This window comes from Synechococcus sp. CCY 9618 (genome assembly GCF_019038415.1).
GTDB lineage: Bacteria > Cyanobacteriota > Cyanobacteriia > PCC-6307 > Cyanobiaceae > Cyanobium.
The window spans coordinates 82,793-92,487 of record NZ_JAFKRG010000049.1 but is presented as its reverse complement, the minus strand read 5'-3'; the positions used below and the strand labels follow the sequence as shown (position 1 = coordinate 92,487).

The window sequence follows — 9,695 nt, the reverse complement described above, 5'->3', positions numbered from 1 at the left end:
CTGGAGGAGCCAGCAGGACGATCAGCGATGTGGATGATGGGAGCGGCAATCGCGATGTGGTGGTGTTCACGGATGTGAAGCCATCGGATGTGCAGCTTGTGGAACGTAGTGGGAATCAGCTGTTGCTGCGTTTTTCTGGGGGAGGGCAGCTCTCGGTTGAAAACTACTTTCTTGGTGAAGCCTTTCGTGTCGAGGCTTTCCATTTTACGAATGGCAGTGTCTGGGGTGACAAGCAGCTGAGGGATCGCGTTGTTGTCGGAGGGGCGACTGCTGGGAATGACTGGCTGGGAGGATATAACGATATGGCCAACCGAATCAAAGGCCTTGATGGTCATGATGTTCTCTACGGAGGCGCCTTGAATGATGTGCTGACAGGTGGTAGCGGCAATGACACACTCTATGGCGGTGATGGAGATGACATCCTCGATGGAGGTGCCGGTAACGATATTCTGTATGGCGGATGGGGGCGCGACCGCCTTGTCTCCGGCGGCGGAACCGATACTCTCAACGGAGGTGAAGGAGACGACAGCTATGTGATTGTCAGGAGTGGTGCACTCAAGCAGATCAGCGACTACGACCCCAAGCCAGGGAATCGTGATGTCGTCATCTTTCAGAATCTGGCTTCTACGGATGTCGCATCCGTACGGCGCCAGGCTGATCAACTTGAGATAAGGTTCAACACTAAAGACCAGCTTCTGATCTCCAACTACTTCACGGGAGCAGAACACAGGATCGAGGCTTTCCAGTTCTCCAATTCCACGACCTGGGGGCAGGCCGATGTGCTGGCCCTCATCCCTCCGGCTTAGGGCGCTCCGGCGTCTCCTCATTTGGCCTCGGCCGATAAATCGCCACCCCGATCACATCCTGCACCTGAGCCGCGTACTTCTCGAAGTTCTCGCTGCGGATCACCCCTTCTCCCTCGGCCGAATGGATCGCGTCCACCTTGCCGTCGGTGGTCTCCAGGTAGCCCACATGGGTCACATCCAGCCCCGGCACCTTGGTCACCAGGGCGAAGATGTCGCCGGTGCGGAGCGACGGCAGCACCCCGGGCAGGGCCGCCAGCGGCACATAGGCCTGGGTCACCACCAGATCCTTTTCCAGCTCGCTGATGCACTGCCGGTTGCGGGCCAGCTGCATCGGCTTGTAGCTGGCCGCATGGTTGCTCATGTAGTTGAGCGCCTGCTCCCGGCTGGTGGCCCCCGGCAGGAAGGGGGTGAGGTTCACCACGTAGCCGTTGCGCTCGGCCGCTTCGGCCCAGCGGCTGAAGTAGTGCTGGCGGCGGCAGTAATCCACCTCACCGTTCTCGTAGCGCAGCTGCCGCACATGGGCGGCGAAGCGCTCCACGCCCTCGGTCTGAGTGTCCACCTTGCGGCTGTTGGCCAGGGCCAGCAGTTGCTCCACGAACAGGAAGCAGTCGAAATGGGTGAGATCGAGCAGCAACTGCTCCTTCTCGCTGCCATCGAGGGAGAAGGCCTTGTAGGGGTAGCCCTGGTAGCGGCGCGCCAGGTTGATCAGGGCCCGGTTCATCGGGTCCCAGGCCGTGCCGTCAATGGCGGCCACCGCCATCGCCTTGCTGTCGGCCACGAACCGCGGCGTGGGATCCCCCAGGGCCACGCCCCCCGGCAGCGGCGGTGCCACCACCGTGCGGGTGGCGGGGGTGGCGTTGCGGAGCAGCAGGTTGGCCGCCCCGAAGCTGGCGGCGGCGGTGACCAGCAGGGTGACGCCCAGCAGGAGGGGTGTTTTGCGCATCCAGCTGCGATTGCCGGGGCGACCCTACTGCCGCTCTTCGGCTCCCTTGGGTCCATCCGGTTGCCGTCAGAGCGCCGGGGTGGCGGCCAGCCATTCGGCCAGCCCCATCGCCGGCTGCTCAGGGCTGCTGGTGATCTCGATGATGCGGCCGATGGCGGCCGGGTTCGCCACCGCATCCAGGCATACCCGGGCCACCAGCCGCCGGGGGATGCTGTCGCTCTCCTGCTGGTCGGGACCGCTGAAGCGGATGCCCTCGGCGTCGATGCCGTCTTCGGTTTCCTTCAGCCCGCCGGGACGCACGACGGTCCAGTCCAGGCCACTGGCGGCCAGCCAGCGTTCGCCCACCCCCTTCCACACCAGGATCAGCCCGAACAGGTTGAGCGGGTGCAGCCAGCGGCCGCTGCAAAGGGAGCTCACCAGCACCACCCGCTTCAGGCCGGCGCCGCGGCAGGCGCTGATCTGGGAGCGGATCGCCAGGGCGTCCACCTTCAGCGGGCCGCTCAGATCGATGGAGGGCCGCGCTCCGGTGGCGATCACCAGCGCGTCGCAACCGGCAAGGGCGGCGGTGAGGGCGTCGCTGTCGCCCAGCTCCAGCCGCACCAGCTCCGCCCCGGCCAGCCCGGCCGGCACCTCTGAGCCCGGCCGCAGGATCGCCTTCACCGGCCAGCCCCGGCCGAGGGCCTCCTGAACCACCCGCCAGCCCGTCTTGCCGGAGGCTCCAGTCACGGCGATGCTGGTCATGGTGGGCAAGCGGATGGAGAGGAACCCCATTCTCGTCGCCGCTTCGGTTCAGCGGCGACGGCCGGACCGGAGGCTTCTGGGTAGGCTGCAGGGATGGCGGAAATGGTTCTCGAAGTCAGCAATCTCACCGTGCGCCGCGACGCCGTCACGGCGGTGGATGACGTGAGCTTCCAGCTGCAGGCGGAATCCGACACTGCCCTGGTGGGCCCCAACGGTGCCGGCAAGAGCACCCTGGTGCAGGCCATCCTCGGCATCCTGCCCCGTCAGGCCGGCCAGGTGCGCTTTCTGGGCTGCAGCCTCGGCAGCGGCGGCCAGTTGCCGGGCAGCCTGCGCGCCAAGCTCGCCTACCTGCCCCAGAGCCTGGTGCCGCGGGGCCGCTTCCCGCTCACCGTCGCCGAATTCGTGGGTCTGGGCTGGGATCCCCCAGGTCTTTCCCTGCCCTGGCTGGGCCGCGAGGCCCGCCGCAGCGCCATCCGGGCCGCTCTCCGCAAGACCCTGTGCGACGACCTGGCCGGCCGCCTGCTCTCGGAGCTCTCCGGCGGCCAGCTGAAGCGGGTGCTGCTGGCCTTCTGTGTGGTGCGGCCCCGCCGCCTGCTGGTGCTTGATGAAGCCCAGGCCGGCCTCGATGCCCGCGCCGCCGAAGAGTTTCACACCCTCCTCTACCAGCTCCGTCGCAGCGAGGGCTGGACGATCCTTCAGGTGTCGCACGATCTGGAGATGGTGCGTCGCACCTGCGACGGGGTGCTCTGCCTCAACCGCAACCTGCGCTGCCACGGCACCCCCGACCACGCCCTCAGCCCCGCCCGGATCGAGCAGATCTACGGCCCCGGTTTCGTGCCCTACCACCACCGTCACCCGCCCCACCGGCCCTCCCACTCCGAGGAAACCCCGCCGCTCTGAAGCGGCCGAGGCCCCCAACCCCATGGAGCGCTCAGGGGCTGGCGGCAGAGCCCTCCGGCAGCGCCGGAGCGGGCTGGCCGAAGCGGCTGGGCTGCCGGTACAGCCAGCGCAGCGTGGCCCGATCGCGCGGGCTCAGTTCCAGCACGGGCTGCGCTCCCGGCACCGCGGCCATGGCGTCGGCCGCGTCGTCGCTGTGGCCCCAGAGACCGAAGGCGTGCCCCAGTTCGTGCAGGGCAGTGGCTTCGGTGGCCTGGGGCCGCTGGCCGGGGCTGATCAGCACCTGCACCCGGGGCTCCAGCACCCAGCTCCCTCCCCGGTTCACCTCCAGCACCTCCAGCAGGGCCCGGCCATGGCTGGCCCTGGTGCGGCCCGAGGCGTCGCGCATCAGGGGCGGCCGCTGCCTCAGGACCCGCACCTGGGCCGCCGCCGGATCCGCCACCCGGGTGATCGGCAGCAGCTTCTGCCAGCGAGTCAGCGCCGCCTCGATCGCCGTGAGCCAGCGCTGGTCCCACAGCGCCGCCGGTCCGTCGCTGGCCGCCGGCTCCACCCACAGGCACCAGTGATCGAGCCGGGCCCAGCCGAGGGGGGTGGGACGCAGCCGGTCGCGGTAGTCGTCCGTCCCGGCTGGTGCCGCGATGGGGGCCACCAGGGGCGTCTGGATGGCCGGGGCGGGCCGGCTGGCCAGGGCCGTCAGGCAGGCGGGCTCCGCTGAACGGGCCGGTGCCGCCAACCCGGCCAGCAGCAGCAGGGGCCACCATGCCACCGGGACGGATCGCCTCGTCATCAACCCGGCAGGCCGACGCCTCGGGCCATCAGGGTGGCCATCAGGGGGATGGAGGCGAAGCCCACCAGCTCGATGTTGAGCACCCAGCGCAGGCGATTGGCCAGGGCCTCGCTCACCTGGGGCAGCTCCCCCTTGCGCAGGGGGATGGCCCAGAGGATGTAGGTGATCGTGGGGTAGAGCGACAGGGCGCCCACCGACAGGTAGGTGCCCACCTTCCACCAGAAGAGAGGGTTTTCCGTGTAGAAGCTGGAACCCTGGCCGAAATAGAGCACCCGCAGGATGCCGCTGAGCAGCACCGCCAGGGCGGCGATGCCGTAGGTCACATCGGTGATCACCATCAGGATCGCGTCCTTGCGGTCCGGGCTGGGGCGGATCAGCCTCCGCTCCAGCACGAGGGCGCCGAAGCAGACCATGAAGCTCAGGTAGTGGACGTAGGCCACGCCGGCACTGGAGAGCACGTCGGAGGGGATGGAGAGAAGCCCGGCCATCGGCTGGTTTCAAGCGGTCGCCAGGGACGGTAGCGGCTGGCTCCCGGTCCGCGGGCGCAGGCAGAGGCGGAGCCAGGGGAAATCAGCAGGAAAGTGGAATTAAGGAGATAAATGGAAATAAGCAGATAAACAGAACACTGAAGGCTTTCTGTTTGTTTCAGGAACATTCCGAATCAACCCTAAGTTCGATTAAACGATCCAGTCGCTCCATGGCGAGTTCCCTCAGTGCCTTTCTCGGCGAGATCGGCCGCCATCAATTGCTCACCCCCGAGCAGGAGCTCACCCTTGGGCGCAAGGTCCAGGCCATGGTGGCCCTCCAGGAGCGTTCTGCCCAGGCCGGCGGCGACGGTCCGGCCTGCGATTTCAACGATCTGGAAAAACGAACGCTGCGTACGGGGGAGCGGGCCAAGCAGCAGATGGTCACGGCGAATCTGCGATTGGTGGTCAACCTGGCCAAGCGCTACCAGGGCAAGGGGCTCGATTTGCTCGACCTCATCCAGGAGGGAACCATCGGTCTTACCCGCGCCGTCGAGAAGTTCGACCCCACCCGCGGTCACCGTTTCAGCACCTATGCCTACTGGTGGATCCGTCAGGGCCTGAACCGGGCCCTGTCCACCCAGAGCCGGACGATCCGCATTCCGGTCAACGTCAACGAGAAGCTCACCCGGCTGCGGGCCGCCAAGGCGCGCCATCTCCAGTCCCATGGCCAGGCCCCCAATGCCGGTGAACTGGCCACCGCCATGGGCCTTCCCGTGGCGGAGGTGGAGGATCTGCTGGGCTGTGAACTGCGCAGCGTCACCGTGAGTCTTCAGGGCGCTGTCCGTTCCAAGGCCGATCCCTCCGAGCTGGTCGACGTGCTGCCCAGCAACGAGCCGGCGCCGATGGAACGGGCCGAGCAGGCTGAACGCACTGCTTCGGTGTGGACGCTGCTGGAGAAGTCCAACCTCACCCCCAAGGAGCGGACGGTGGTGATGCTGCGTTTCGGGCTCGACGGCAGCCATGAATGGCGAACACTGGCGGAGGTGGCCCGCCAGCTGGAGTGCAGCCGGGAGTATTGCCGCCAGGTGGTGCAACGGGCCCTGCGCAAACTGCGCAAGACCGGCATCGAGAGCGGCCTTGTCGAGGTCTGAGCTTCAGGGGCAGATCCTGCACCTGCCGGGCTCACCCGCGGGCGCATAGGGAGATCCGACCCTCGTGGTTCGTGCGGCATGGCCGCCAGAATGATCCTGCGCCTGTTTTGCGGCGTGTCCCTTTCCCAAGGAGAACACCATGGCTGGCGCGCCCTCTGCCACCGCCCCCTCCGACCAGCCCCCCGTCGATGCCGAGGTGCTGGAGAGTTCGGTGATCGACGAGGCCCTGCTGCTGCGGCTGCTGCGCCGGGCAGGTCGCACCATCGCCCGGCCGGCCTTTGAATGCCTGGAGATCCTGCTCGATGGCGCCACCCCCCCACGGGTACGGCTGACGGTGCTGGCAGCTCTCACCTACCTGCTGGTGCCCCTTGATCTGATCCCCGATTTCATCCCGGCAGCGGGATTCAGCGACGACATGGTCGCCCTCACCGCCCTGTTGGGGCTGTGCAGCGCCCACCGCACGCCGGAGATCCGTGCCCGCGCCCAGAGCCGACTCGACCGCTGGTTTCCGCTGACCCGCCAGGGATAGGGTCCTGCCATGGCCGCTCCCTCCATGTCCACCCTCAGCCCCGAGCAGCTCGACGAGCTCCAGAGTCTGCTGAAGGACTGGCTGCGCCAGGCCGGCCGCACCCAGGCCGACCTGCGCCGTGCCCTGCGGGCCGGCTCGATCCGCATGCCCGTGCTGCTGGAGGAACTGCACCGCACCTATGACCGGCAGGGGCCGGCAGGTCTGGCCGAGCGCCTCTGCAGCATCGAGGCCCAGTGGCTCAACGAGGATCCCCCTGAGGCCTCCGGCCCTGCAGGAGCCGGTGCGGTGGCCATCGATTCAATGGGCCAGCTCGACCTGCTGCTGCAGGAAATCCGTGGCGATCACGGCAGCTGACGTAAGGTTCCGCGGCGCTGGCGGGCCTGCCGGTCTGCCCCCAGAGTGGGTATACGCGTCCCTCCGTCTTCTTGTCGAAGACCCCTCCCATGAACGTTTCCCCCCTTCTCCCGCATCGCCTGCTTCGGCCCCTCCAGGCTGGTGCCTCTCTGCTCGCGGTCCTCTGCCTCACCCCTCCGGCCCTGGCCCAGGTGGAGTCCTTCATGCTTCAGAGGGGCAGCAAGGTGGGTCCAGCCACCGAAATCAAACCCACCGACTGCGTCACCGGTCCTGATGGTTCCGTCACCTGCAACACCGTGATCGAGAATCCCCCGGGTGAAACCCCGGCCCGGCCGAAATACCAGCCCTTCCAGAACTGATGCCACGACTGCGGCGGATCTTCGGCAATGCCCCCTATCTGCGCCTGATCGACCATGGCGAGCGCCTGGTGGCCAGGGTCCTGGGCGCCGTGCTGCTCCTGGTGCTGGTGGTGGCCACGGGGGAGTTGGTGCAGGATGTCTTCTCCGTCCTGGTCGACCCCAGCCGCCGCTGGGTGGGAGACCGGCTGACCGGGCTGCTCGGCGACCTGCTCAACCTGCTGATCGCCATCGAGGTGCTGCAGAACATCACCTCCTATCTGCGCCGCCATGTGGTGCAGATCGAGCTGGTGCTGCTCACGGCGATCACCGCCGTGGCCCGGAAAGTGATCGTGCTGCCCCCGAATGCCGAGAACAAACCGATGCTGGTGGTGGGTCTCGGGGTGGCGGTCGTGTGTCTGGCCGGGGCGTTCTGGCTGGTGCGCCAGATCAACCAGCGGGAGAGTGCTGCCAGAACAGGGCCAGCCAGATCGTTCCCGGATGCGGATCCGTTGCCAGCAGCCGATGCCGACGGCCCGCGCTAATCCGCAGGGCCTCGCCGCTGACCAGCCTGCGGGGCTCGTTTTCATCGGCGAACTGCAGCCGGGCGCTCCCCTGCAGCAGCAGCACCCACTCCTCTTCCGACTGGTCGTACCAGAAATCTTCCGGGCTTCGGGCGCTGCAGGAGTGGATCCGCTCCAGCCGCAGCTGCGGGGTCTCGAGCAGCACCGTGGTGGTTTCCCGCCCGCCTGACGGGCATGGACTGGCCAGCAAGGACACGGATCCGTGGCTTTCCTCCCCGGCCTCGGTCCCATCCCCAGGCCCCTGGGCGGGGGGCGGCTCCCCCCAGCGACGGCCGATCTCAAAACCCCGCGAGCGGGCCAGGGCCACCACCTGGTGGTGATCGTCGCAGTCCCGCAGGGTCTGGCGCAGGCCTGGGTCGGCTTCGCTCAGGGCCACGAAGGCGTTGAGCTGGCGCACCTTCTCGAGGAACTGCTGCAACTGGGCTTCGGCCATGGGGGGGTGGGCCAGGGTCAGCTCAGATCCTTGCCCATCCGCCAGCGCAGGAAGGGAACGCCGCCCAGGTTCACGGTTTCCTCGGCCTCGACCTGCCAGCCCCGCCGCTCCAGCAGGGGCCGTGAGAGCTGGCTGGCCTCCGTGCGCAGCCGCCGGACACCCCGATGGCGGGCATGGGGTTCGAGGGTGTCCAGCAGGGACGCGGCCCGTCCCTGGCGGCTGGAGCGGCCACGGCAATAGAGCAGGGCCAGCCGGTCCTCGGGGTCAAGTACGGCAAAGGCCTCGATGATCGCCGCGTCGTGGGAGGCGCAGCTCACCCACCCATGGCCACGTAGCAATGACGACCGGACGCCATCATTGTGCTGAGCATGTTGTGACCAGGCCGCGATCTGCGCCGGGCTGTAAAGGCCCACGGCCTGGCTGATGACCGCATCGTGATACACAGCGATCACCTGCTGGCAATCACCGGGCCGGAGTGGACGGATCGGGAGCATCGGGGACGTGGGGTTGCATTGATTGTCACCGCTATCGGAAGCTTGCAGATGGCGCTGGTGTATGTTTTTGTTGATTCCCCTCACAGGCCATCGCGCACATCCCATGCTCACAGGATCGGAATTGCTGGCCAAGGTCAAGGAGCTCGGCGATGTCGGCAAGTCCGAGATCGTGCGCGCCTGTGGATATGTCTCCACCAAGAAGGATGGTGCCGAGCGCCTGAACTTCACCGCCTTCTACGAAGCCCTCCTGGAAGCCAAAGGCGTCGATTTCGGTGCAGCTGGCAAGGTAGGCAAAGGAGGCCGCAAACTCAGCTACGTGGCCACGGTGCAGGGCAACGGCAATCTGCTGATCGGCAAGGCCTACACCTCCATGCTGGATCTCAAACCGGGTGATGAGTTCGAGATCAAGCTGGGTCGCAAGCAGATTCGCCTGATCCCCGCCGGCAGTGCCGACGAAGAGGATTGAGGACGGCGGGTTCCGATCGCTGCGATGTCCTCATCAGTGGGGCCGACGTCCAGCTGGCCTGGCGTTGGCTGGTTTCCCTGGCCGTGGCGCTGGTCCTGGTTCTAGCGCTGGTCCTGCCGCCCCCGGCTCTCGGCCTCGAGGGAGCTTCCCCTGATCCCGCCTCCCTTGCCAGCGGGGGCCGACTGTTCGAGGCCCATTGTGTTGGCTGTCATATCAACGGAGGCAACATCATCCGTCGCGGCAAGAACCTGAAGCTGGCGACCCTGCAGCGCAACGGCATTGACGACCCTGCAGCCATCGCCACGATCGCCGCTGCCGGCATCGGCGCAATGGGCGGTTACGGGGAGGCGCTCGGTGAGGGCGGACCGGAAGCTGTGGGGGCCTGGGTATGGCAACAGGCCCTCGAGGGATGGCCCCGCGGCTGAGGCCAGCCGCGGTTCAGAACGCCTGGATCCAGGGATGGATCTCCACCGCCGTCCAGATGCCCTGACGCCAGTAGATGTCCCCTTTCACCAACGTCTCCACCGTCTCCTGGTCGTCGGCTTCATAGATGCCGAACACGTGACTGCTGCTGGCGGTGGGCCCCAGGGTGATCAGCACACCTTCTTCCTTCTGGCGTTTCAGCCCGGCCAGATGTTCCTCCCGGTATGGGGTGCGGCGCTCGAGGGCGTCGGCGCAGTAGGTGCCCCAGAGGACGAATCGCATCGG

At 67.1% G+C, this 9,695-nt stretch carries 16 protein-coding genes; 9 read left to right on the top strand and 7 right to left on the bottom strand.

What is annotated here, in order from left to right:
- On the top strand, positions 1 to 806 hold an 806-nt coding region (locus KUG41_RS13580), incomplete at its 5' end, for a calcium-binding protein (protein ID WP_305798580.1).
- Here KUG41_RS13580 and KUG41_RS13575 read toward each other — a convergent pair.
- The gene (locus KUG41_RS13575; protein ID WP_216904737.1) at positions 790 to 1,749 is read right to left on the bottom strand and encodes an N-acetylmuramoyl-L-alanine amidase-like domain-containing protein; all 960 of its coding nucleotides are present in this window, start codon (positions 1,747 to 1,749) and stop codon (positions 790 to 792) included. The genes KUG41_RS13580 and KUG41_RS13575 overlap by 17 nt on opposite strands.
- Before the next feature lie 66 nt (positions 1,750 to 1,815).
- Complete coding sequence (locus KUG41_RS13570; protein ID WP_216904736.1) at positions 1,816 to 2,490, bottom strand: SDR family oxidoreductase; 675 nt, start codon at positions 2,488 to 2,490, stop codon at positions 1,816 to 1,818.
- 93 nt (positions 2,491 to 2,583) lie between these two features.
- On the opposite strand from KUG41_RS13570, the gene KUG41_RS13565 reads away from it, so the two are divergent.
- Positions 2,584 to 3,390, top strand: a complete 807-nt coding sequence (locus KUG41_RS13565; RefSeq protein ID WP_216904735.1) for a metal ABC transporter ATP-binding protein — start codon at positions 2,584 to 2,586, stop codon at positions 3,388 to 3,390.
- 31 nt (positions 3,391 to 3,421) lie between these two features.
- Here the strand turns inward: KUG41_RS13565 and KUG41_RS13560 are convergent, their stop codons facing one another.
- Complete coding sequence (locus tag KUG41_RS13560; protein WP_254217275.1) at positions 3,422 to 4,174, bottom strand: peptidase; 753 nt, start codon at positions 4,172 to 4,174, stop codon at positions 3,422 to 3,424.
- Entirely contained in the window at positions 4,174 to 4,662 is a 489-nt protein-coding gene (locus tag KUG41_RS13555) for a DUF2214 family protein (RefSeq protein ID WP_216904734.1), read from the bottom strand. Before KUG41_RS13555 ends, KUG41_RS13560 begins: the two co-directional genes overlap by 1 nt.
- Positions 4,663 to 4,871: 209 nt before the next feature.
- Here KUG41_RS13555 and KUG41_RS13550 point away from each other — a divergent pair, with 209 nt between their 5' ends.
- The 5 genes from KUG41_RS13550 (at position 4,872) to KUG41_RS13530 (ending at position 7,555) form a co-directional block, all read left to right on the top strand.
- Entirely contained in the window at positions 4,872 to 5,792 is a 921-nt protein-coding gene (locus KUG41_RS13550; RefSeq protein WP_216904733.1) for a sigma-70 family RNA polymerase sigma factor, read from the top strand.
- Between the two features lie 139 nt (positions 5,793 to 5,931).
- On the top strand, positions 5,932 to 6,321 hold the full coding sequence (locus tag KUG41_RS13545; RefSeq protein WP_216904732.1) for a YkvA family protein: 390 nt from the start codon (positions 5,932 to 5,934) through the stop codon (positions 6,319 to 6,321).
- A gap of 24 nt (positions 6,322 to 6,345) precedes the next feature.
- Complete coding sequence (locus tag KUG41_RS13540; protein WP_216904750.1) at positions 6,346 to 6,675, top strand: hypothetical protein; 330 nt, start codon at positions 6,346 to 6,348, stop codon at positions 6,673 to 6,675.
- A gap of 89 nt (positions 6,676 to 6,764) precedes the next feature.
- A complete protein-coding gene (locus KUG41_RS13535; protein ID WP_216904731.1) occupies positions 6,765 to 7,034 on the top strand; it encodes a hypothetical protein in 270 nt (89 codons plus the stop codon).
- Positions 7,034 to 7,555: a phosphate-starvation-inducible PsiE family protein gene (locus tag KUG41_RS13530; RefSeq protein WP_216904730.1), complete on the top strand. Its 522-nt coding sequence runs from the start codon at positions 7,034 to 7,036 to the stop codon at positions 7,553 to 7,555. Before KUG41_RS13535 ends, KUG41_RS13530 begins: the two co-directional genes overlap by 1 nt.
- On the opposite strand, the gene KUG41_RS13525 is transcribed toward KUG41_RS13530, so the two are convergent.
- A complete protein-coding gene (locus KUG41_RS13525) occupies positions 7,461 to 8,027 on the bottom strand; it encodes a Nif11 domain/cupin domain-containing protein (RefSeq protein ID WP_216904729.1) in 567 nt (188 codons plus the stop codon). The two genes, KUG41_RS13530 and KUG41_RS13525, sit on opposite strands and share 95 nt — an antisense overlap.
- 17 nt (positions 8,028 to 8,044) lie before the next feature.
- On the bottom strand, positions 8,045 to 8,521 hold the full coding sequence (locus KUG41_RS13520) for a GNAT family N-acetyltransferase (protein ID WP_216904728.1): 477 nt from the start codon (positions 8,519 to 8,521) through the stop codon (positions 8,045 to 8,047).
- 103 nt (positions 8,522 to 8,624) lie between these two features.
- Between KUG41_RS13520 and KUG41_RS13515 the strand changes: the two genes are divergently transcribed.
- Entirely contained in the window at positions 8,625 to 8,987 is a 363-nt protein-coding gene (locus tag KUG41_RS13515) for an AbrB family transcriptional regulator (RefSeq protein ID WP_216904727.1), read from the top strand.
- An 83-nt stretch (positions 8,988 to 9,070) separates the two neighbouring features.
- Positions 9,071 to 9,412 (top strand): c-type cytochrome, encoded by a 342-nt coding sequence (locus tag KUG41_RS13510; RefSeq protein WP_371734149.1) that lies wholly within the window; start codon positions 9,071 to 9,073, stop codon positions 9,410 to 9,412.
- Between the two features lie 13 nt (positions 9,413 to 9,425).
- Here the strand turns inward: KUG41_RS13510 and KUG41_RS13505 are convergent, their stop codons facing one another.
- Positions 9,426 to 9,692, bottom strand: coding sequence for a YciI family protein (locus KUG41_RS13505; RefSeq protein WP_216904726.1), 267 nt, complete (start codon positions 9,690 to 9,692; stop codon positions 9,426 to 9,428).
- Positions 9,693 to 9,695 lie beyond the last annotated feature (3 nt).

What these genes read in the sequence shown, in the direction of transcription:
- KUG41_RS13575 (WP_216904737.1), bottom strand. Translation starts at nt 1,749, where the DNA reads ATGCGCAAAACACCCCTCCTGCTGGGCGTCACCCTGCTGGTCACCGCC.
- KUG41_RS13570 (WP_216904736.1), bottom strand. Translation starts at nt 2,490, where the DNA reads ATGACCAGCATCGCCGTGACTGGAGCCTCCGGCAAGACGGGCTGGCGG.
- KUG41_RS13565 (WP_216904735.1), top strand. Translation starts at nt 2,584, where the DNA reads ATGGCGGAAATGGTTCTCGAAGTCAGCAATCTCACCGTGCGCCGCGAC.
- KUG41_RS13560 (WP_254217275.1), bottom strand. Translation starts at nt 4,174, where the DNA reads ATGACGAGGCGATCCGTCCCGGTGGCATGGTGGCCCCTGCTGCTGCTG.
- KUG41_RS13555 (WP_216904734.1), bottom strand. Translation starts at nt 4,662, where the DNA reads ATGGCCGGGCTTCTCTCCATCCCCTCCGACGTGCTCTCCAGTGCCGGC.
- KUG41_RS13550 (WP_216904733.1), top strand. Translation starts at nt 4,872, where the DNA reads ATGGCGAGTTCCCTCAGTGCCTTTCTCGGCGAGATCGGCCGCCATCAA.
- KUG41_RS13545 (WP_216904732.1), top strand. Translation starts at nt 5,932, where the DNA reads ATGGCTGGCGCGCCCTCTGCCACCGCCCCCTCCGACCAGCCCCCCGTC.
- KUG41_RS13540 (WP_216904750.1), top strand. Translation starts at nt 6,346, where the DNA reads ATGTCCACCCTCAGCCCCGAGCAGCTCGACGAGCTCCAGAGTCTGCTG.
- KUG41_RS13535 (WP_216904731.1), top strand. Translation starts at nt 6,765, where the DNA reads ATGAACGTTTCCCCCCTTCTCCCGCATCGCCTGCTTCGGCCCCTCCAG.
- KUG41_RS13530 (WP_216904730.1), top strand. Translation starts at nt 7,034, where the DNA reads ATGCCACGACTGCGGCGGATCTTCGGCAATGCCCCCTATCTGCGCCTG.
- KUG41_RS13525 (WP_216904729.1), bottom strand. Translation starts at nt 8,027, where the DNA reads ATGGCCGAAGCCCAGTTGCAGCAGTTCCTCGAGAAGGTGCGCCAGCTC.
- KUG41_RS13520 (WP_216904728.1), bottom strand. Translation starts at nt 8,521, where the DNA reads ATGCTCCCGATCCGTCCACTCCGGCCCGGTGATTGCCAGCAGGTGATC.
- KUG41_RS13515 (WP_216904727.1), top strand. Translation starts at nt 8,625, where the DNA reads ATGCTCACAGGATCGGAATTGCTGGCCAAGGTCAAGGAGCTCGGCGAT.
- KUG41_RS13505 (WP_216904726.1), bottom strand. Translation starts at nt 9,692, where the DNA reads ATGCGATTCGTCCTCTGGGGCACCTACTGCGCCGACGCCCTCGAGCGC.